At 64.4% G+C, this 20,545-nt stretch carries 17 protein-coding genes; 13 read left to right on the top strand and 4 right to left on the bottom strand.

Annotated features, from left to right (window positions below):
- Positions 1 to 121 precede the first annotated feature (121 nt).
- The 4 genes from QMA10_RS04800 (at position 122) to QMA10_RS04785 (ending at position 5,193) form a co-directional block, all read left to right on the top strand.
- Positions 122 to 691, top strand: a complete 570-nt coding sequence (locus QMA10_RS04800; RefSeq protein ID WP_290166594.1) for a DapH/DapD/GlmU-related protein — start codon at positions 122 to 124, stop codon at positions 689 to 691.
- 148 nt (positions 692 to 839) lie between these two features.
- Positions 840 to 3,386: an excinuclease ABC subunit UvrA gene (locus tag QMA10_RS04795; protein WP_290166593.1), complete on the top strand. Its 2,547-nt coding sequence runs from the start codon at positions 840 to 842 to the stop codon at positions 3,384 to 3,386.
- Between the two features lie 100 nt (positions 3,387 to 3,486).
- Positions 3,487 to 4,506: a zinc-dependent alcohol dehydrogenase family protein gene (locus tag QMA10_RS04790; RefSeq protein WP_290166592.1), complete on the top strand. Its 1,020-nt coding sequence runs from the start codon at positions 3,487 to 3,489 to the stop codon at positions 4,504 to 4,506.
- A 108-nt stretch (positions 4,507 to 4,614) separates the two neighbouring features.
- On the top strand, positions 4,615 to 5,193 hold the full coding sequence (locus QMA10_RS04785; RefSeq protein ID WP_290166591.1) for a hypothetical protein: 579 nt from the start codon (positions 4,615 to 4,617) through the stop codon (positions 5,191 to 5,193).
- A gap of 47 nt (positions 5,194 to 5,240) precedes the next feature.
- On the opposite strand, the gene QMA10_RS04780 is transcribed toward QMA10_RS04785, so the two are convergent.
- Together QMA10_RS04780 and QMA10_RS04775 are read right to left on the bottom strand one after the other, a co-directional pair.
- Positions 5,241 to 5,678 carry a hypothetical protein gene (locus QMA10_RS04780; protein ID WP_290166589.1) on the bottom strand — a complete coding sequence of 146 codons (438 nt, stop codon included), beginning with the start codon at positions 5,676 to 5,678 and terminating at the stop codon, positions 5,241 to 5,243.
- A gap of 749 nt (positions 5,679 to 6,427) precedes the next feature.
- Positions 6,428 to 7,846: an SIR2 family protein gene (locus QMA10_RS04775; RefSeq protein ID WP_290166587.1), complete on the bottom strand. Its 1,419-nt coding sequence runs from the start codon at positions 7,844 to 7,846 to the stop codon at positions 6,428 to 6,430.
- Positions 7,847 to 8,429: 583 nt separating this feature from the next.
- Between QMA10_RS04775 and QMA10_RS04770 the strand changes: the two genes are divergently transcribed.
- Genes QMA10_RS04770 through QMA10_RS04740 form a run of 7 tightly spaced genes read left to right on the top strand, consistent with a single transcriptional unit; the run spans position 8,430 to position 16,355 of the window.
- Positions 8,430 to 9,905: a fumarylacetoacetate hydrolase family protein gene (locus QMA10_RS04770; protein WP_290166586.1), complete on the top strand. Its 1,476-nt coding sequence runs from the start codon at positions 8,430 to 8,432 to the stop codon at positions 9,903 to 9,905.
- Complete coding sequence (locus QMA10_RS04765) at positions 9,902 to 10,594, top strand: GntR family transcriptional regulator (RefSeq protein WP_290166584.1); 693 nt, start codon at positions 9,902 to 9,904, stop codon at positions 10,592 to 10,594. Before QMA10_RS04770 ends, QMA10_RS04765 begins: the two co-directional genes overlap by 4 nt.
- A gap of 43 nt (positions 10,595 to 10,637) precedes the next feature.
- Positions 10,638 to 12,155 (top strand): 5-carboxymethyl-2-hydroxymuconate semialdehyde dehydrogenase, encoded by a 1,518-nt coding sequence (hpaE, locus tag QMA10_RS04760; RefSeq protein WP_290166583.1) that lies wholly within the window; start codon positions 10,638 to 10,640, stop codon positions 12,153 to 12,155.
- Between the two features lie 45 nt (positions 12,156 to 12,200).
- Positions 12,201 to 13,286 carry a 3,4-dihydroxyphenylacetate 2,3-dioxygenase gene (hpaD, locus tag QMA10_RS04755; RefSeq protein WP_290166582.1) on the top strand — a complete coding sequence of 362 codons (1,086 nt, stop codon included), beginning with the start codon at positions 12,201 to 12,203 and terminating at the stop codon, positions 13,284 to 13,286.
- Between the two features lie 30 nt (positions 13,287 to 13,316).
- Entirely contained in the window at positions 13,317 to 14,102 is a 786-nt protein-coding gene (gene hpaH / locus QMA10_RS04750) for a 2-oxo-hept-4-ene-1,7-dioate hydratase (protein WP_290166580.1), read from the top strand.
- Positions 14,087 to 14,893, top strand: a complete 807-nt coding sequence (locus QMA10_RS04745) for an HpcH/HpaI aldolase/citrate lyase family protein (RefSeq protein WP_290166578.1) — start codon at positions 14,087 to 14,089, stop codon at positions 14,891 to 14,893. The genes hpaH and QMA10_RS04745 overlap by 16 nt, the downstream gene beginning before the upstream one ends.
- A gap of 13 nt (positions 14,894 to 14,906) precedes the next feature.
- Positions 14,907 to 16,355 (top strand): MFS transporter, encoded by a 1,449-nt coding sequence (locus QMA10_RS04740; RefSeq protein WP_290166576.1) that lies wholly within the window; start codon positions 14,907 to 14,909, stop codon positions 16,353 to 16,355.
- On the opposite strand, the gene QMA10_RS04735 is transcribed toward QMA10_RS04740, so the two are convergent.
- A complete protein-coding gene (locus tag QMA10_RS04735) occupies positions 16,352 to 17,095 on the bottom strand; it encodes a M23 family metallopeptidase (RefSeq protein WP_290166574.1) in 744 nt (247 codons plus the stop codon). The two genes, QMA10_RS04740 and QMA10_RS04735, sit on opposite strands and share 4 nt — an antisense overlap.
- Positions 17,092 to 18,312 carry a low temperature requirement protein A gene (locus QMA10_RS04730; protein WP_290166572.1) on the bottom strand — a complete coding sequence of 407 codons (1,221 nt, stop codon included), beginning with the start codon at positions 18,310 to 18,312 and terminating at the stop codon, positions 17,092 to 17,094. Before QMA10_RS04730 ends, QMA10_RS04735 begins: the two co-directional genes overlap by 4 nt.
- A gap of 128 nt (positions 18,313 to 18,440) precedes the next feature.
- On the opposite strand from QMA10_RS04730, the gene QMA10_RS04725 reads away from it, so the two are divergent.
- Entirely contained in the window at positions 18,441 to 19,331 is an 891-nt protein-coding gene (locus tag QMA10_RS04725) for an alpha/beta fold hydrolase (protein WP_290166571.1), read from the top strand.
- 56 nt (positions 19,332 to 19,387) lie between these two features.
- A complete protein-coding gene (locus QMA10_RS04720) occupies positions 19,388 to 20,524 on the top strand; it encodes a serine hydrolase domain-containing protein (protein WP_290166569.1) in 1,137 nt (378 codons plus the stop codon).
- Positions 20,525 to 20,545: the final 21 nt, after the last annotated feature.

Below are 20,545 nucleotides of genomic sequence, written 5' to 3'. Positions count from 1 at the left end.
CCACAGGTTGGCGTACAGGGACATTTCCGTCCAGAGGCAACCTCCCATACCGGCCCCGCGGGGGAGGGAATCAATCCCTGCCGGTTCGGCCCCGGATGGCTGCATCACTCATACTGGGGCAATGGAACTTGATGAACTGCTCACAGCGTTGAACGCCGGCGAGACCATAACGGCCGGCTCGCCCCTGCATGAGGCCATGCACCATGCCAGCCAGGCCGCCCTGCGGGTTACCGGTGAACTCAACAGCGGCTACCACCAGCCGGAACAGGTACGGGAGTTGCTGTCCCGGCTCACCGGTAAACCGGTGGATGAAACGGTTGCGGTGTTCCCGCCGTTCTCCGCTGACTTCGGCAGGAACATCACCCTGGGCAAACGGGTGTTCATCAATTCCGGCTGCCGGTTCCAGGACCAGGGGGGAATCAGTATTGGCGACGATTGCCTGATTGGCCACAACGCCGTCCTGGCAACACTGAATCATGACCTGTCACCCGGCCGCCGGGCGGACATGCACCCGGCACCCGTCACCCTCGGCCGGAATGTGTGGCTCGGATCCAACGTCACCGTCCTGCCGGGAGTGACCATCGGTGATGACGCCGTTGTGGCTGCCGGTGCCGTGGTCACCAAGGATGTGCCTGCCCGTTCCGTGGTGGTGGGATCCCCGGCCCGGGTCATTCGCAGCGTCGAGGACTAGACGCGCCGGCGCACCGCTTGCCCCGGGACCCGGTGTATTGGCCCGGCAAGCACGGCTGCGTACGATCATAGGCAGCAGCCCGGCATCCCGGGTGCTGACGCGCCGCATGGACTGCCGGTCCAGCGGTCACCGGAAGGCGGGCATGCAGGTGAGCACCGTTCAGGACGGACCTGGAAGCATCGAAGTGCGGGGCGCCAGGGTGCACAACCTCAAGAACGTGGACGTGTCCGTCCCGCTGGGCAAGCTGGTCTCCATTGCCGGGGTCTCCGGATCGGGAAAATCCTCGCTGGCACTCGGCGTGCTGTACGCGGAGGGCTCCCGCAGATATCTGGAGGCGCTCTCAAGCTACACGCGGCGCAGGCTGACGCAGGCAGCTCGACCGTTGGTGGGCAGCATCGAGCACGTCCCGGCCGCCCTTGCCCTGCGGCAGCGGCCTCCGGTGCCCGGCGTGCGCAGCACCTTCGGCACCTCAACTGAGCTCCTGAACAGCCTGCGGTTGATCTTTTCGCGGCTTGGCAGCCACCAATGTCCAAACGGTCACCATCTGGAGCCGACCATCGACGTCGCACTCGACCGGAGCCTGACCTGCCCGGTGTGCGGTGCGGTGTTTCCCCCGCCCAGCGCCGAATCGTTCTCCTTCAACAGTGAAGGGGCGTGCCCCACCTGCGCCGGCACCGGGACAGTGCGCGACGTCGACGACGCCGCCCTGGTTCCCGACGAATCGCTGAGCATCGATCAGGGCGCCGTGGCCCCGTGGTCTCTGTTTGGGCTGGCGGGCAACTCCCAGGCAGCCGCGGAGATGGGAGTGCGCACGGACGTGCCGTTTCGGGATCTGGATGAGAGGGAACGGGAAATCGTCTTCCGCGGGCCTCCGGAGAAACGGCGCATCCTGTTCCCGTCAAAAAATGGAAAACTCTTTGAACTGAACATGACGTACCGCAACGCCCACGACGCCGTCGAGCAGGCGCTGCGAAAAGCCGAAACCGAGAAGGGACTACGGCGCATTGACCGCTTCCTCAGCGTGCAGACCTGTCCCGACTGCCGCGGCACCCGGCTGAGCGAACGCGCCCGCTCCACGCTGGTGGACGGAATTAACCTTGCCTCAGCTACGGCGAAAAGCCTGGACGAGGTCACTGCCTGGGTGGAAACCCTTCCGGCATTGGTGCCGCCCGCCATGACGTCAATGGCCCGAAGCATCGGAACCGAGCTGGTCGAGGCCGCACAGCTGCTGATCCGGCTGGGTCTGGGCTACCTCACCCTTGACCGTGCTTCCTCAACGCTGTCGACCGGCGAACGCCAGCGGGTACAGCTTTCACGGGCGGTCCGCAGCCGCACCACGGGGGTGCTGTACGTGTTGGATGAACCCTCGATCGGACTGCATCCTTCGAACATCGACGGGCTGCTCGCGGTGGTGCGCACCCTGTTGGAGGACAGGAATTCGGTGGTGATTGTGGACCACGACGTTCAGCTGCTGAAGGAAGCTGACTGGCTCATCGAGATCGGCCCGGGGTCCGGTGCCCGGGGCGGTGAAGTGGTGGTCTCCGCGCCGTTGGCGTCAGCGGTGGAGAATCCAGGGTCGCGGATCGCCGGATTCATTACCGGTGCAGAGAAGATCCGGGTGCGCACCCCGCCTGATCCCGGCAGCATGTTCGCCCTCGGACATATTCGTCTTGCGACGTTGCCCCTTCACACCGTCCATGCCCTGGATGTGGATATTCCCCAGGGACGGCTGACCGTGGTGACCGGGGTGTCCGGGTCGGGGAAAACGACCATGGTGCTGGAGAGCCTGGTTCCTGCCCTCACCGCCAAGCTCAAGGGCACGGCCCTGCCCGGGCATGTTGTTTCGCTGGAGGCTGACGGGATAAACCGCGTGAGCATGGTGGATGCATCTCCTGTGGGGACCAACGTGCGCTCGACCGTGGCTACGTACAGCGGAGCCTTTGACGACCTCCGCCGTGCCTATGCGAAAACCCCGGAGGCCAAGGAACGCGGCCTGAAGGCGGGGGACTTTTCCTACAACACCGGCTCGCTGCGCTGTCCCGTCTGTGACGGCACCGGTCAGATCTCCCTCGATGTGCAGTTCCTACCGGATGTGGAGATTGTCTGCCCAGATTGCAACGGCAGCCGCTACGCACCGGCGGCGGACGAAATCCGCCGCCGGCCGAGTCACGGAGAAATGGACCGGGCAGGGGAGGGGAGCAGGGAGAGCCGGGATGAGGATGCCGGGCTTACGCTGCCTGAGTTGCTGGCTCTGACGGTTGAGCGGGCGGCAGACGCCACATCGGATCTGAAGAAGGTGTCCGCCCGTCTCCGCATGCTGGCCGACCTGGGACTGGGCTACCTCACCCTCGGTGAGGCAACCACGGCACTTTCCGGAGGTGAAGCCCAGCGGCTAAAGCTGGCTCCGGACCTGGACCGGAACCAGCACGGAACGGTGTTCATTCTCGACGAGCCCACCATCGGCCTGCATCCGCTGGACGTGCAGGTCCTGCTCAATGTGCTGCAGGGGCTAATCGACCGGGGCGGCACAGTGATCGCCATTGACCATGACGTGGACCTGATCATGAACGCGGACCGCCTGATCGACTTCGGTCCCGGCGGCGGTACCGACGGCGGCCGGATTATCGCCGCCGGTACCCCCGCCGACGTTGCACGCAGCCCCATCAGTATCACCGGCCGGTATCTACGTCCGTGAAAACCGCGAACGGGCCGAACCAAAGGTCCGGGATCTACCGGAGCGTCTGCGCGGGTGCTGTTCTTGGAAGGGAGAGAATTCACCGGCAGAAGGAGACACCATGCGTGGCGTAGTACTGCATGCCCCCGGAGACGTCCGTGTTGAGGACCGGGCCGATCCCGTGATTGAGGAACCGACCGACGCGGTGATCCGGCTGGCCGCGACCTGCATCTGCGGTTCGGACCTCTGGCCGTACCGGGGCATCGAGGAGGTCCGGCCCGCACCCATGGGACATGAATACGTCGGCTGGGTGGAGGAGGTTGGGCCGGACGTGCGGAGCGTCAAGCCCGGGGATTTCGTGGTGGGTTCCTTCTGGGCTTCTGACAACACGTGCGAGATCTGCCGTGCCGGTTACCAGAGCCGCTGCGTCAATGCCGTGCCCATGGGGACGCTGGGCACCCAGGCGCAGTTCGCCCGGATTCCGCTGGCGGACGGCACCCTGGTGGCCACCCCGGAGGCTCCGCCGGCGGACCTGCTGCCCTCACTGATGGCTGCCTCCGATGTCCTGGGAACCGGCTGGTTCGGTGCCGTGGCGGCTGAGGCCGGCCCCGGCAAAACCGTCGCCGTGGTGGGTGACGGCGCCGTCGGACTGTTGGCCGTCCTTGCGGCGCAGCAGCTCGGCGCCGAGCGCATTGTTGCGTTTAGCCGGCACCCCGAGCGCCAGCAGCTCGCCCGTGACTTCGGTGCCACCGACATCATCGCCGAACGCGGTGACGCCGGGGTGGCTGAACTCAAGGATCTGACCAACGGGCTCGGCGCCCATTCGGTGGTGGAGGCCGTGGGTACGCAGGAGTCAATGATGCAGGCTGTGCGCTCCACCCGGCCGGGCGGCCACATGGGCTTTGTGGGCGTCTCTCATGACGTCGCTCTTCCCGGGCTGGAATTGTTCTTTGCCGAGATCCATATGCTCGGAGGCCCAGCTCCCGTGCGGCGCTTCCTGCCTGACCTGATTCAGCGGATCTGGGGCCGGCAGATTGACCCCGGCCGGGTTTTCGACCTGACGCTTCCTCTTGCCGACGCGGCGGAGGGCTACCGGGCGATGGACGAGCGCCGCGCTGTCAAGGTGCTGCTGACTCCCTGACCTGCCGGCGGGGTAGCCCCCTGCGGCGATTCGAGCCTGGCATTTGGGGTGTCCGGGAGAGAATGTTCCAGCAATTGAGCATTTTCCTCAGAACACGGGAGCCGGGCGGTGGATGATTCGATCCAGCTGATCAATGATGGAGACGGCCTTGCGGTCATCGGGGACCCGGTTGCGGTTGAGCGGTTCCTTGCATCCGAAAACCTGCAGTCCAGGGATCTCGGTCTGAACCGGATCGGCCCGAAACTGGGCAAGGCGGCAGGCATCGCAGAAATGGGATCCCACCTTGCCGCAGGCTCCGGCCGCTGGGTGAAACTGACGGAGGAGTCTGCCCGGGCCATCACGAAGTACGGCCTCATGACAAACTCCAAAACGGGGCTCAGTATGGGCGTAGTTCAGGCAAAGGGGCAGTCAGGAGGCATCAGGGCCATTGTCCAGTTCTCCAAGGGCCCCGCCTCTCAACTGGCCAACCCCGCTTTGCTGGCAGGTGCGGCGGGAGTGATGGCTCAAGTTGCCATGCAGCAGACCATGGATGAAATCACCGATTACCTTGCGGCGATTGATGAGAAAGTCGACGACATTCTTCGCGCCGGCCGGGTGCACCTGGTTCGACGCTGCGTGAGTATGTGGGCACCGGAGAGATATTCATGCGCATCTTCCGGGATCTCCGCGATCAGCGTTATCTCGTGAGACCACACCGAATTTCGGCCTAGTCATAGGGCATGGTGAACTGACCATCAAGGTGACGGAAACTCCACGGTCGACTGGAAGATGGGTAACGTCAGTCTGTTTTCCTCCGGGCATTTCTCTGGACGAGGACACAAGCATATGGCGACAACAAGCAATCCCAGACGCAGCTGTTCCGCCGGATCCATGGTGGAAAGTGTTTGCTCAGTCGCTTTAGCTATTCCTCGCCCGACGATGACCGCTACCCATGGCGTCACCCCGCGGTCAACAAGAGCGGCCTCGAATAAGCTCCCCACATTCTCTGCAACTGTCCCAGGATCAATGGCATCAACGGCGTCAGCCAGCATCACGCATAACCAGTGGCCAGAGTTTCCGCGCCAGTTAGGGCTCTTAGTAATAGCACCGGCAACGGAATTCCAAAGAACGACAGTCAGGTCCTTCGAGAGGGCAACATCCCACCCAGCCTTTACTAGCTGATCGCGGATCATCCCTGCTTTCTTCTGAGAAGGAGAAGGAGAAGGAGAAGGAGAAGGAGAAGGAGAAGGAGAAGGAGAGGGCGGTGGGGTGGGCTGTGTGGAGGCCGAACCAAAGCAAGGACCAGGACACTTCATGCCAGCTGCGGACCCTGCCCGGTGCCCCTTTACTCGCGCAGTACAAACCATATGAAACCCATCCCCCTCGTATGAACGTGCCTTGAGTCTACTAACCTGAAGACAAAACGGGTGGCAATAGCACGCTCGCACTCTCTACGCGGCCCCTGCTGCCGGAGCCTTTCAGATCTGGAATAACAACCGCCAGCACCTTAGGGAGTGGCATACGTGCCCGATCCAGCCCGCCTAGCCCCCACTTGGACGCCCATGTGCCGCGTTGACTGACGCCGCCGAAGAAGGAACGCGAGGACGCTCTTTGAGAGCAACGAGTAGGGGAGCTGGAGGATTTCCGCGGTACAAAGGAGCTGTTTACCCATTCGAGAACGTAGTAACTGAGTGGCATCAGAGGCAACGCCACCGTCTTGCCTCGGGAGAAGCGAAATAGGGAAAAGCGTCTTTGCATGGCTGCTCCGTCCTGGTCAGGGCGTCCACCCGGACTTCACCAGGAAGGCACAGCACACGATCGAATCTGTTCAGGTTAGTTGCCACGTGTGGCCTAGTGTGCAAGGGGCAGCCCAGAATTATGACTTTTGAATGAGTCAACGCCTAAAGCCAAGAATAGGATTGTATGGTGCAGGTTGCAGTGTTTACGAGTACGGAGCCCATTTCAATTCGAGCAGTTCTTTAGAACGTATGGTCAGCTTATTTACGCCTATGCAGACCGCCATGCCGTTGGAATGTGGGCGTTTGAAAGTAAGCGGCTTACCGCCGTCCACGTGGTGCCGGAGTTGTGCCACGGTCAAAGGACCTGATCCAGCCGAAGGCGCCTCCAGCCCTAGAATCTCGCTGTATGGCCTCTCGGTTGTCATCAGGTCGTAACCGAGTTGGGCGGCCTCGAAGTGACCTTCCTGCTCATTCCATTGGAGCATGTAGGTAAATGCCGATGCCCACCAAGACTGACCTTCAGCTACTGCGACCACAACATCCCAAGAGTTGCTGTCGGGAAGCTGGAACTCAGGAGCCTCAGGCAGGCGTTGAATTGCTTCTTGGATCTTTTTCGAGACGAAATCGGGCAGACATTCAGGCCCTGTCCCGGCGGCCTTGCCACTGATGCCGAGGCGTGTCAGATTCCCTAGAACAGAAGCTGGAGTGTCCACAGAACCGGGTGCTCGGTCGACTACGTAAAACGGGGTGTTAGCAGGGGCCTGAGCCATTAGCTGACTCGCTGCTCGGTCTTCAGGGGGTAGCGAGTAACCGATAAGTGTTAGAGCAGATGCGGAGGAGATGTAGGAACGGGCCTTACGCCAAATCGAATTAGCAAGGTATGAGCCGTAGTAACCATCTTTACTAGTGATCGGAGGAATCAGATATCGATCCAAGCTTGTAATACCTAGAAAATCTGTCTCAGTCGTCAGTGCAGTGTTCGCCCCATAACCCTTTTTTTCACGCACTCTGATAAGTGTCGATCCGCTGGAGTCATTTGCAGCCCAGTACCAGGTGAGGGATCCGTGTAGCTTAAGTATCTCGAAGGATTCGTCACTATGACTGGCGGTCATATCGTCAGCTAACTGGACGGGTGGAGGTGAGGGGGCAGGAAAGACAACGTGATCGCCGAGAATGTGGCGTGCATGTCCCGTAGGGTCGATGATCGATGGAGGGTTGTCATTCACAGCACGCTCAAGCAGGGTGTCGTAATTGAATGTGAGAACCACCGCTCGCTCTGCATGCCAAAGAGCCACGAGTTGTTGGAGCCAAAGTTCGCTGACGCTAGAGGATGCGTCCTCGACCTTTTCATCGAGTACTTGAGCAATTTCTGCGATAACACGAGCCGCGTTTGCTGAGCGCCGAGAGTTTTCAAACCCTTGCAGAAAGGGGAGGGGAGTGATTTGTAGCGTGAGCCAATCCTCGAACGTTTGGTTCGGGTACAAGTCAAAATCAACCTCGTGTGAGAGGCGGGCCCGCAGGGCCTGGCCGAGCTCATTCGTGATTGGCATCGCTGAACTGATCGCTTTTGAAAACCCTGCGCCCAAAACGTAAACAGGGCGACGCGGTGGAGAACTTGTCATCTACTCAAAGTAGTCCCCTTCACCCGGTAACGGCGTCACGGCGGTAGAGATGGAGTCTAAAACGAACTTTTGCAACCCAAGGTTTCGCCTCAGACCAAGCTGCGTCCCCCGCCGGAACAATCCAAGTACGAAACACACATCGCGATAATGTGGCGGTGCAGTGGATTCTGACCCATGGGGGGACGTCATGGAACACTCCCGGGACCGGGAGAGGACGCTCCTGCGGATAGCTGGCGACAGGTCACGCTTGCCAGCTTGGAAACTGGCGGTATGTCCACCGCCCGCAGCGCGGCGCCGCCTCGTCTTGAAACCTATGGGTTGCGGGACGCCGGGCAGTGAGACTGCTGCGATCGTGCAGTCTTGGCCACGCTGAGTGTCTCGCGGCTATGCATTGGAACTAATCATCGAGCTGCTTGAGGCAGCCCTTTGATGTAAGACACTTTTGGTTTAGTCATCCGGCATCCGTCGGTTTGTGAAGTGGGTGGGGGATTCGGTTGGGTAAGGAGCAGCCCCACCGCTTGACGTGACCCACTACACATGTAATCCTCATCATATACGATTTCGTACTTGATCCAGGAGAGACATGTCCCCGAGCAACGTAGCCACCACGGACACGCTGAAGCAGGCCGGTAAGGTCATCGCCGTCCACATCAACTACCCCAGCCGGGCGGCAGAACGCGGACGCACCCCGGAGCAGCCCTCCTACTTCCTCAAGCCCGGCTCTTCCCTCGCCCTCAGCGGCGGCACGGTGGAACGCCCGGCCGGTTGCGAACTGCTCGGCTTCGAAGGCGAAATCGCCCTGATCATCGGCAAGACCGCCCGCCGCGTTTCCGTCGAAGACGCCTGGAGCTACGTCGGGGGAGTGACCGCCAGCAATGACCTGGGCGTATACGATCTGCGCTGGGCCGACAAGGGCTCCAACCTCCGTTCCAAGGGCGGCGACGGCTTCACCCCCGTAGGCCCCGCCATTCTGGACGCCGCCGACGTGGACCCCGCAGCACTGCGCATCCGCACCTGGGTCAACGGCGAGCTCGCCCAGGATGACACCACCGCAGACCTGCTTTTCCCCTTTAGTCAGCTGGTCGCAGACCTCTCCCAGCTCCTCACCCTCGAGCCCGGGGACATGATCCTCACCGGCACCCCGGCTGGCGCCTCCGTGGCCGTCCCCGGCGACGTCCTGGAAATCGAAGTGGATGTCCCCGGCACGGGCAAGACCACCGGCCGCCTCACCACCACCGTCACGGAGGGCACGACGGCGCTGGCCGCCTTCGGGGCACAGCCCAAGATTGACGACAAGCAGCGCGAAGAAGCGTGGGGCTCCGCCGAAAAGGCGGGGCTCAAGCCCGAGGAAGAGCAGAAAACCCTCACCCCGGAGCTGAAGGCCAAGCTGGAATCCGTCGCCACCGCCACTCTGTCCTCGCAGATGCGCGCCCGCGGCCTGAACAACGTCTCCATCGACGGCCTCACCGGCACCAAGACCGGACGCAAGGTGGTTGGCACCGCCCGCACCCTGCGCTTTGTCCCCAACCGCGAAGACCTCTTCAAGACCCACGGCGGCGGCTACAACGCCCAGAAACGCGCCATCGACTCAGTCCGCGACGGTGAAGTCCTGGTCATGGAAGCCCGCGGCGAAAAGGGCACCGGAACCCTGGGCGACATCCTCGCCCTGCGTGCGATCAGCAACGGCGCCGCAGCCATCATCACCGACGGCGGCGTCCGCGACTACTCCACGGTGGCTAGCTTCGACCTGCCCGTCTACTGCGCCAACCCGCACCCGGCAGTGCTCGGCCGCCGGCACATCCCCTGGGACACGGACATCACCATCGCCTGCGGCGGCTCCACCGTCCAGCCCGGTGACATCATTGTGGCCGACGACGACGGCATCCTGGTCATCCCGCCGGCCATCGCCGAGGAACTGGTGGAGGCCTGCATCGTCCAGGAACACCAGGAAGAGTTCATCGCCGAGATGGTCAGGGCCGGCCACAGCGTGGACGGGCTCTACCCGATGAACGCCGCGTGGAAGGAAAAGTACGAGGCCTGGGCGGCGGAACAGGCGTGAGCACCGCGTCCAGCAGCAGCACGGAAGCAGGCACCGGTTCCAAGTCGGAGCAGGCCTACGCCCAGCTCAAGGACCGCATCCTGGGCGGCGCAATGAGCCCAGGATACCGCCTGGTGCTCAGCAGCATCGCCACCGACATGGGGTTCAGCGTGGTCCCTGTGCGCGAAGCCATCCGCCGGCTCGAAGCCGAAGGACTGGTGAACTTCGAGCACAACGTCGGTGCCACGGTGGCCGGCATTGACCCGGATCTCTACCTGCACACCATGCAGACCCTCAGCATCATCGAGGGTGCGGCCACTGCGCTGGCCGCTCCGGGCATCGGCGCGGAGGAACTGGCGCAGGCCCGGGACCTGAACAAGCGGATGCGCGAGGTGCTGGCGGACTTCGATCCAATCCGGTTCACCCAGCTGAACACCGAGTTCCACGCCCTGCTGTACGGGCCCTGCCCCAACCCGCACATCCTGGACCTCGTCCACCGGGGATGGACACGGCTGGCCCGGATGCGCACCTCCACCTTCGGGTACGTGCCGGGCCGGGCTCACGCCTCGGTGGAAGAACACGAGAACCTGCTGAACCTGATCGAATCCGGCGCCCCGGCGTCCGACGTCGAGCACGCCGCCCGCGCGCACCGCACCAACACGCTCAACGCCTTCCTGGCCCAAAAAAGCCAGCCCCCGTCACCCATCTGATCCAGAACCACCAAGAACTTTCAACGCAGAAAGAGGAAAACCCATGGCTGAACACTTTGTCCCCGAGAACCTCCCCACCCATATCCAGCACTTCATCAACGGCAAGTTCGTGGACTCCGTCAACGGTGCCACCTTCGATGTGCTGGACCCGGTCACCAATCAGAACTACGCCACCGCCGCCGCAGGCCAGAAGGAGGACATCGACGCCGCCGTCGCTGCCGCCCGCGAAGCCTTCGTCAACGGTCCGTGGCCCAAGATGAAGCCGCGTGAGCGCGCCCGCATCCTCAACAAGATCGCCGACGCCGTCGAGGCCCAGGAAGCGCGCCTGGCCGAGATGGAAACCTTCGACACCGGCCTGCCCATCACCCAGGCCAAGGGCCAGGCACTGCGCGCAGCTGAGAACTTCCGCTTCTTCGCGGACCTCATCGTCGCCCAGTTCGACGACGCCATGAAGGTCCCCGGATCCCAGATCAACTACGTGAACCGCAAGCCCATTGGCGTCGCCGGGCTCATCACCCCGTGGAACACCCCGTTCATGCTCGAGTCCTGGAAGCTCGCCCCGGCGCTGGCCACCGGCAACACCGTGGTGCTCAAGCCGGCCGAGTTCACCCCGCTTTCCGCCTCGCTCTGGGCGGACATCTTCACCGAAGCCGGCGTTCCGGCCGGTGTGTTCAACCTGGTCAACGGCCTGGGCGAGGAAGCCGGCGACGCGCTGGTCAAGCACCCGGACGTGCCGCTGATTTCCTTCACCGGCGAGACCACCACCGGCAAGACGATCTTCCGCAACGCTGCAGAGAACCTCAAGGGCATGTCCATGGAGCTCGGCGGCAAGAGCCCCTGCGTGATCTTCGCCGACGCAGACCTCGACGCCGCCCTCGATTCCGCGCTGTTCGGCGTCTTCTCGCTCAACGGCGAACGCTGCACCGCCGGCTCCCGCATCCTGGTGGAACGCCCGGTCTATGACCGGTTCTGCGAACGCTTCGCCGCCCGCGCCAAGACCATCGTCGTCGGCGACCCGCACGATCCGAAGACCCAGGTGGGTGCCCTGGTGCACCCGGAGCACTTCAAGAAGGTGGCCTCCTACGTGGAGATCGGCAAGACCGAAGGCCGCCTGCTCGCCGGCGGCGGCCGCCCCGAAGGCCTGGAAGAGGGCAACTACATTGCCCCCACCGTCTTCGCGGATGTGAAGCCCGACGCACGGATCTTCCAGGAGGAAATCTTCGGCCCCGTCGTCGCCATCACACCGTTTGACACCGATGACGAGGCGCTGGAGCTGGCCAACAACACCAAGTACGGCCTGGCCGCCTACGTCTGGACGCAGGACCTCACCCGCGCGCACAACTTCGCGCAGAACACCGAGGCCGGCATGGTGTGGCTCAACAGCCACAACGTCCGCGACCTGCGCACCCCGTTTGGCGGTGTGAAGTCCTCCGGCCTGGGCCACGAGGGCGGCTACCGCTCCATCGACTTCTACACCGACCAGCAGGCCGTGCACATCACCCTCGGCAAGGTCCATACGCCCAAGTTCGGGACCGACGACGCCGCCGCGGTTGCCGGCTAAGTTCCGAACTCTTCCCCACATTTCTTGCAAAGGAGCAACAACACCATGAGCGTTTCAGCCATCAACCCCAACCCGATCCCCACGCCGTCCATCCAGCCCCCGGACATTATCCGCTGCGCCTACATGGAGCTCGTGGTCACCGACCTGGCCAAGTCCCGCGAGTTCTACGTGGACGTCCTGGGCCTGCACGTGACCGAGGAAGATGAGAACGCCATTTATCTGCGTTCCCTCGAGGAGTTCATCCACCACAACCTGGTGCTGCGCAAGGGACCCGTCGCCGCCGTCGCGTCCTTCGCCTACCGCGTGCGCACCCCCGAAGACGTGGACGTGGCAGAGGCCTACTACAAGGAAATGGGCTGCCGCACCGAACGCCGGGCCGAGGGCTTCACCAAGGGTGTGGGTGACTCGGTCCGCGTGGAGGATCCGCTGGGCTTCCCCTACGAATTCTTCTACCACGTGGACCATGTGGAGCGCCTGACCCAGCGCTATGACCTGTACTCCGCCGGCGAGCTGGTGCGCCTGGACCACTTCAACCAGGTCACCCCCGACGTTCCCCGCGGCCGCGCCTACCTGGAGGACCTGGGCTTCCGTGTCTCCGAGGACATCAAGGATTCCGACGGCGTCACCTACGCCGCCTGGATGCACCGCAAGGACACCGTCCATGACACCGCGCTCACCGGCGGCGACGGCCCGCGCATGCACCACGTTGCCTTCGCCACGCACGAGAAGCACAACATCATCCAGATCTGCGACAAGATGGGCGCCCTGCGCATCTCCGACCGGATTGAGCGCGGACCAGGCCGCCACGGCGTCTCCAACGCGTTCTACCTCTACATCCTGGACCCGGATGACCACCGCATCGAGATCTACACGCAGGACTACTACACCGGCGACCCGGACAACCCCACCATCACCTGGGACGTCCACGACAACCAGCGCCGCGACTGGTGGGGCAACCCCGTGGTTCCGTCCTGGTACACCGAGGCCTCCCTGGTCCTGGACCTGGACGGCAACCCGCAGCCGCTGGTGGCCCGCACCGATTCCTCGGAAATGGAAGTGACCGTGGGCGCGGACGGCTTCTCCTACACCCGCGGCGACGAGACCGATTACAAGGTCGGCTCGCAGCTCTAAGCAGGCTCACTCCAACCAGAAAGTAGTGCGGTGCTAGATAAATCAACCCTCCAGGCGGTGGCCGATGAGCTGGTCGAAGCCAAGCGGACCCGGACCCCGGTTCCGCGGCTGACCGCCCGTTATCCCGAGATGACCATCGCGGATTCCTACGCGGTGCAGAACCTCTGGGCGGACCGGCTGCTGGCCTCCGGCCGCCGGCTTGCCGGGCACAAGATCGGCCTGACCTCCAAGGCGATGCAGGCCGCCACCGGCATCACCGAACCGGATTACGGCGTCATCCTCGATGACATGGTGCTGGAAAACGGCTGCACCGTGCAGTGGGATGAATACACCCATCCCCGGATTGAGGTGGAACTGGCCTTTGTGCTGGGCAAACCGCTGGCCGGCCCGCACTGCACCATCTTCGACGTCCTGGACGCCACGGACTACGTGGTTCCCGCCCTGGAAATCCTGGATTCCCGGATCGAGATGGAAGGCCGGACCATCGTGGACACCATCGCGGACAACGCCGCGATGGGCGCCATGGTGGTGGGCGGAAACCCGGTGAAGGCCTCCGACGTTGACCTGCGCTGGGTCTCCGCCCTGCTCTACCGCAACCAGGGCATCGAGGAGACCGGAGTCGCGGCCGGAGTGCTGAACCACCCGGCCGCCGGAGTGTACTGGCTGGCGAACAAACTGGCCGCGCACCAGACCTCGCTGGAGGCAGGGGAGATCATCCTTGCCGGCTCCTTCACCCGGCCCATGTGGGTCTACAAGGGCGACACCGTGCTTGCCGACTACGGACCGTTGGGAACCATCACATGCCGCTTCGAGTAGCCCCAGAGGAATCTTTCGCCGCCCGGCTCGCCGCCGGCGGACGCCAGACCGGCATGTGGGTGTGCTCCGGCAGCCAGCTGGTCGCCGAGATCTGTGCCGGGTCCGGCCTGGACTGGCTGCTGTTCGACGCCGAACACAGTCCCAACGGGCTGGAATCCCTGCTCGCCCAGCTGCAGGCCGTCCATGGTTATCCGGTGGCCCCGGTGGTGCGTCCGCCGTCGGGTGATCCCGTGCTGATCAAGCAGTATCTGGATCTGGGGGCGCAGAACCTGCTCATTCCCATGGTGGACACCCCGGAACAGGCCGCTGACCTGGTCCGCGCCGTACAGTATCCGCCGCACGGCATCCGCGGCGTGGGCAGTGCCCTCGCCCGGGCATCCCGCTGGAACCGGATCGACGGGTATCTGCAGAACGCCGCGGAAACCCTGACGCTGCTGGTGCAGATCGAGACGGCAGCCGCCGTGGAGAACGTGATGGCCATTGCCGAGGTCGACGGCGTGGACGGGCTCTTCATCGGCCCGTCCGACCTTGCCGCGTCCATGGGCCATCTCGGCCAACAGGACCACCCTGACGTGGTGGCCGCCGTCGAGCACTGCATCCGCGAAATCAAAGCCGCCGGCAAACCGGTGGGCGTGAACGCATTCGCCGAGGCAACCGCCCGGCGCTACATCGCGGCCGGCGTTGACTTCATCCTGGTAGGCGCCGACGTCGCACTTCTGGCCCGCGGCAGCGAGGCCCTGGCCGCCACCTATGTTTCATCCGCGGACGACGACGCCCGCGCCAGTTACTGAATAAGGATCCCCCATGGCAACAAGCGCGAAAGCCGGCCCACGCGCCGGCGGAGCAAAACCCGGAAAACCCACGCAAGACACCCGCAGAGTGGCCGTAGCCACCCTGATCGGCACAACCGTCGAATGGTATGACTTCTTCATCTACGCCACGGCAGCAGGGCTGGTTTTCTCCCAGCTCTTCTTCAAGCCGGCCGGAGAGGAATTCGCCACGCTGGTCACCTTCGCCTCGGTGGGCCTGAGCTTCCTGTTCCGCCCGCTCGGCGCGTTCCTGGCCGGTCATTACGGAGACAAGATCGGCCGCAAGGCCATGCTGGTCCTGACCCTGCTGCTCATGGGCGGTGCCACCACGCTGATCGGCCTGCTGCCCACCCACGCCACCGCCGGCATCTGGGCGCCCATCCTGCTGGTGCTCCTGCGCATCATCCAGGGCATCTCCGCCGGCGGCGAATGGGGCGGTGCGGTCCTGATGTCCGTGGAACACGCCCCGCGGAACAAGCGCGGACTCTTCGGCTCCTTCCCGCAGCTCGGTGTGCCGCTGGGCATGCTGCTGGCCTCCGGCGTTACGGCGCTGATGACCGGTGTCATCTCTCCCGGTGACGCGTTTGTGGAGTGGGGCTGGCGCGTACCGTTCCTGCTGAGCATCGTGCTCATTGTGGTGGGCTTCCTGGTCCGGATGTCCGTGAGCGAAAGCCCCGTTTTCGAGGAAATCGCGGAAAAGAAAAAGCAGACCCAGATGCCCATCGTGGAACTGTTCCGGAACCACTGGAAGCTGGTCATCCTCGCTGCCCTGGTGTTCGCCGGCAACAGCGCCGCGGGTTACATGACCACCGGCGGGTTCATCCTGAACTACTCCACCAACCCGGACGGCCCGGTTGCCCTGGACCGCACCGACGTGCTGCTGGCCGTCTCCGGCTCCGCGGCCCTGTGGTTCCTGTTCACCCTGATCAGCGGCTTCATGGCGGACAAGATCGGCCGGAAGAACACCTACCTGATTGGGTTCGCGTGCCTGGCACTGACGGTGTTCCCGCTGTTCTGGCTCATCAACTCCGGGGACATCTGGATCCTGTTCCTGGGACTGGCCCTGTTCACGGTTGGCCTCGGCCTGACCTACGGCCCGCAGGCAGCGTGGTACAGCGAGATTTTCCCGGCCTCCATCCGCTTCTCCGGCGTCTCCGTTTCCTACGCTGTGGGCGCCATCATTGGCGGTGCCTTCGCGCCCACCATTGCGTCCGCCCTGGTCAAGGCCACCGGTTCGACGACGGCGGTCTCCGCCTACCTGTTGGTCATGATCGTACTGGCGGCAGCGGCCACCATGATGCTGCGCGACCGGCCCGGGATCGACCTGAGTATCCGCAACCAGGCCGAGCAGGAAGTTGGAGCCACCATCTTCGACAAGCGGCGCGGTGTGTCCACCGATGACGCCATGGCCGGTTCTTCGGCAGGTACGGGCACGCGCGTCTAGCTCCGGACCTCGTCACCGCTGCCCCGGGAAGCTTCCACAATGGAGGCCTCCCGGGGCAGTGTTGTGCGGCGGGCAAGGAACGCGGTGCCGCCGGCCGGCTTTTCAGAGAAGGAACGGAAAACCAGCGGCAGGCCGCGGGCGGTCCACGGATCCGCCCGGTCCATGGCCTGCACATGCACGTGCGGCTGGGTGGAATTGCCGGAGTTGCCGCACTCACCGATCTGTTCGCCTTCGCGGATTTGCTGTCCCGGGCGCACCCGGAGCGAACCGGACCGCAGGTGCATCACCCCCACCACCGCGCCGCCGCCGGGCCTGGCAATGAGGACGTAGTTGCCGCCGATGGCCCCAATTCCACTCCGCAGCCGGGCGGGCTGTCCCAGCAGGTAAGGGATCAGGGCCAGCCGGGAACGGCGGGCTTCGTGGTCGGATTCTCCGTCATGCACTGCCACAACGCCGCCGCTGACCGGGGCGAGGACTGGGCGGCCGAAAGCGAAAAACAGCTCGGGCGGCTCCGTGGCGAGCGCCGTCCGCCACGTGACGGCGGGAGCTGTTCGCCCGGCGTCGTCCACGCCCACAAAATCGATGGCGTAGGTGCTGCCGAGCAGATGGGTGCCGTGACTGGGGACCCGGCGCAGCGGACTGTTCTCCACCTTCCATTTCCCGGTGAAGGGCAGCGACACAGGCACCGCCGCCGACGCGGTCCGGTCCGGACCGGCGTTCCATTCCGAAGCGGGCGTCATGATTCCCCGGCCCCTGCCGCGTCCATGCCTCTGATTCGCCGCCTGTCCCCGGCATAGTGCAGGCTTTCCACGGCCACCAGTGCGGCGGTGAGGGCGGTGACCAGCAGGAGTGCTGTCAGGGGGCTGAGCGGGGGACGAGCGGCCGGCACCGCCAGGAGCAGGGCGGCCGTCCCGAGGCGCCACTTCTCCCAGCCCCCGCCCATCCGCCGCCGGAAGGCAGCACTGCTGAGCACATACAGCGCGGGGCCGGCAAACAGGGTGAACACTCCAAGGACGCTCAGGGCCTTGCCGTCCTCCACATGTGCCAGGGCGTCTTCCACTCCCACCGCAGTGAGGACAATTCCGGCAACCAGGGGCAGATGCAGGTACGTGTAAGCCTCGACAGCGGCAGAAGAGCGGGCGGAGCCGCGCAGGGCGGCAAAATGGTGTTCTGCGGCGATGGCCGTGACATCGAAGTAGATCCACCAGAGTCCAATCGACAGGCAGATGCCCGCCGCCGCTCCGGCCAGCACCGGAATACTCACCGGCACCTCGGAAGCACCGACGCCGATGGCAACGATGGATTCGCCGAGCGCCAGAATCACCACCAGCCCGTACCGTTCGGTCCAGTGCGCCGCGGAGTGGATCCGCCAGTTGCCGTGCCGGGAAATCAGGAAAGTGAGCACGGTGTCCAGCACCATGCCGGCCAGCCACAACCAGGTTTGGGCGGGTCCGCCCAGCAGTGCCCCGGCCAGAACCAGGGTTGCTCCAAGTACCGCTGTAACGGTGAGCTTGCCGATCTGGCGCTGCAGCGGCCGGTCGTTGCCGGCGGCGTAGACGTACAGCCCCAGATGGAGGAGCCGCACCGCCGCGTACGTCAGGGCGAGCACCACCGGGCCGTCGAGTCCGCCGCGGAGATCATCAAACGCCTCCGGAATGGCCAGCGCGGCCATGAAGACTGCCACCATGACGGCGGCCAGTCCAAAGCGCATCAGGCCGGCATCCGCATGGGCCTGGTTCGCGAGCCAGGAAAAGGGAGCCCAGGACCACCAGAGCAGAACCAGGATGACCATCCCCTGCAGCACCCCAGGGAAGGAATGCTCATGCACCATGAACCCGGTGACCTGGGTAAATGCGAACACGAACATGAGGTCAAAAAACAGTTCAAAGGTGGTGACCCGGTGGGACTCATCCGAGATATGGGCCGCCGGGAGCCTCCGGCGCGGCAAATGCGGCATGCCTCCACGATAGGAGCCGTTCGCCGCTGCCAGAAGGGCCCGCCGCGGCAGGTTCTGCTGCCGATTGACCACTCCGAAGATTCCCCGCTAAGACTGTGGGCTGCCGCACCCGTGCGTATATTGATCGCATGCCCAACAAGAATGCGTTCCCGGCCGCCGCCGAGCAGCTCACCATTCCCGTGGCCGCCGGGGGATCGGTGACCGGCATCCTGCGCACGCCGTCCGAGGGGGCACCCCTTGCCGCTGTGGTGATCCACTCTGCGACGGCGGTTGCGCAACGGCTGTACACCGGCTTTGCCGAGTACCTGTGTGAGAACGGATGCGCAGTCCTCACCTACGACTACCGCGGAATCGGCACCTCCGGAAGCCCCAAGCAGTACCGGAACCTGCGGATGCGGGACTGGATGGAACAGGACGTCCCGGCGGCGGCCGAGTGGATGGCCGCCCGCTTTTCCGGTCTGCCGCAGTTCGCCGTCGGGCACTCGCTCGGCGGACAGTCCCTGGTCCTTGGCAGCGGAACCGGGAAGTTGGCCGGCTTTGTGGCCGTGGGCTCGCACGGCGGCGTCACGCGCGCCGTCGAAGTCCGCAGGGAACGGATCCGGGTGACGCTGGTGCTGCGTTTCATTGGACCGATGTGCGCACGGCTGCTGGGCTTCGCTCCGGCACGGCGGCTGGGGCTGGGGGAGGACATGCCCGGCACCGCGGTGCTGGAGTGGAGCCGCTGGTCCCGCAAGCCCGGGTACTTTTTCGATGACCCCGGGATGCGCGCTGCCGAACGGGCCGCCGGGGTAAGGACCGATGTCCTCGCCGTCGGACTCAGCGACGATCTGTGGGCCACGCCCGCCCAGCTTGCCCCGTTCTTCGGCCATTTGGTGAACGCCCGCGTCCAACTCCTCAGCTGCACCCCCGGAGATGCGGGAGTTCCCGCCATCGGACACATGGGTTTCTTTCGGCGCGCGATGAAGGACAAACTCTGGCCGGACATCCTGAACTGGCTGACGGAGCGGATTCCGAACTGATTCCTCCGGGCGGGTTGGTGTTGACCTTCCGTCTGCCGCTGGCGGACAGTTGACGCATGTCAAGAGCCGCACCGTTGTGGAACGCGCTTACTGAAACCGTTGAATCAGGCTGGTGCCCGGGACTGGTGGCGGGCATCCGCATTGACGGTGAGACTGAGATCTTTGCCGCCGGTTTCCTCGACACCTCGGCCTCGGCGCCGATGACCGAGGACACTCCGTTCCGAATCTCGTCACTGAGCAAGCTAATGGGCGGGGCGCTGGCCCTGTCCCTGGTGGCGGACGGAACGCTGGGACTGGACGACGACGTCGCCCGCTGGCTTCCGGCGCTGGCCGCCCCGCGCGTCCTGGCAACTCCGGATGCGCCGCTTTCCGTCACCGTGCCGGCCCGCAGTCCAATCACCGTCCGCCACCTGCTCACCTTCACTGCCGGGTTCGGCATCGACTTTGGCCGCACCCCTTATGCAGCGGCCACAAGGGAGCTCTTGTGGGGACCCAATCCGCCCGGGGTGCCCCCGTCCGAGTATTTGGCACAGGTGGCGGACCTGCCGCTGGCACATCAGCCCGGGGACCGCTGGATGTACCACGCATCAGCGGACGTTCTTTCGGTACTCCTTCCCGCGGCTGCGCTCACGCCGCTGGACCGGCTGGTGGGTGACCGGCTCGCCGGGCCGTTTGGGCTGGCCGGCACCGGGTTCCCCAGCGGGAAGGAGGAGTTTCCCGCCGTGTATGAAGCAACCGATACCGGGTTGCGGGAAGCGGAATCCTACCGGGATGTGTTTGCGGCTCCGCCGGTGTTTGGATCCCTTGCCGGAGGCCTGGTCTCCACGGTTCCGGACTACATGGCGTTTCTGGCGGGTCTGGCCGATGACACCGTGCTGCCGCCTGAACTCCGCGCACAGATGACGGCAGACCAGCTGACCTCGCAGCAGCGTGCCGGCATGATCGATATGGCCGGCCCCGACGAGTCCTGGGGCTTCATGACAGCTGTGCAAATCGGTTTGGGCGCGCCCTGGTCCGAACCGGGCATGTGGGGCTGGGCCGGCGGTTCCGGAGTAAGCGCTGCCGTCTATCCCGGCGGGGATATCGGCGTCGTCTTCTCTCAGCGTTTCATGGGTTCGCCGAACGATACGTTTGATTTCTTCTGGGAACCCCTGGGCAGCATCCGGAACAAGCGCCGGCGGATCGGCTGGTGACGGGCTCCGTTTTGGAGGCGG

The sequence above is a fragment of the Arthrobacter sp. APC 3897 genome, assembly GCF_030407495.1.
In the GTDB taxonomy this organism is placed as follows: Bacteria; Actinomycetota; Actinomycetes; order Actinomycetales; family Micrococcaceae; genus Arthrobacter_B.
Note: the sequence above shows the minus strand (reverse complement) of the source record. Positions and strands in the feature narration are given on the sequence as shown.

Excerpts from the sequence above, each read along its gene's own strand:
- QMA10_RS04800 (WP_290166594.1), top strand. The coding sequence starts at position 122 with ATGGAACTTGATGAACTGCTCACAGCGTTGAACGCCGGCGAGACCATA.
- QMA10_RS04790 (WP_290166592.1), top strand. The coding sequence starts at position 3,487 with ATGCGTGGCGTAGTACTGCATGCCCCCGGAGACGTCCGTGTTGAGGAC.
- QMA10_RS04780 (WP_290166589.1), bottom strand. The coding sequence starts at position 5,678 with ATGATCCGCGATCAGCTAGTAAAGGCTGGGTGGGATGTTGCCCTCTCG.
- QMA10_RS04775 (WP_290166587.1), bottom strand. The coding sequence starts at position 7,846 with ATGACAAGTTCTCCACCGCGTCGCCCTGTTTACGTTTTGGGCGCAGGG.
- QMA10_RS04770 (WP_290166586.1), top strand. The coding sequence starts at position 8,430 with ATGTCCCCGAGCAACGTAGCCACCACGGACACGCTGAAGCAGGCCGGT.
- hpaE (WP_290166583.1), top strand. The coding sequence starts at position 10,638 with ATGGCTGAACACTTTGTCCCCGAGAACCTCCCCACCCATATCCAGCAC.
- hpaD (WP_290166582.1), top strand. The coding sequence starts at position 12,201 with ATGAGCGTTTCAGCCATCAACCCCAACCCGATCCCCACGCCGTCCATC.
- QMA10_RS04745 (WP_290166578.1), top strand. The coding sequence starts at position 14,087 with ATGCCGCTTCGAGTAGCCCCAGAGGAATCTTTCGCCGCCCGGCTCGCC.
- QMA10_RS04740 (WP_290166576.1), top strand. The coding sequence starts at position 14,907 with ATGGCAACAAGCGCGAAAGCCGGCCCACGCGCCGGCGGAGCAAAACCC.
- QMA10_RS04735 (WP_290166574.1), bottom strand. The coding sequence starts at position 17,095 with ATGACGCCCGCTTCGGAATGGAACGCCGGTCCGGACCGGACCGCGTCG.
- QMA10_RS04730 (WP_290166572.1), bottom strand. The coding sequence starts at position 18,312 with ATGCCGCATTTGCCGCGCCGGAGGCTCCCGGCGGCCCATATCTCGGAT.
- QMA10_RS04725 (WP_290166571.1), top strand. The coding sequence starts at position 18,441 with ATGCCCAACAAGAATGCGTTCCCGGCCGCCGCCGAGCAGCTCACCATT.
- QMA10_RS04720 (WP_290166569.1), top strand. The coding sequence starts at position 19,388 with ATGTCAAGAGCCGCACCGTTGTGGAACGCGCTTACTGAAACCGTTGAA.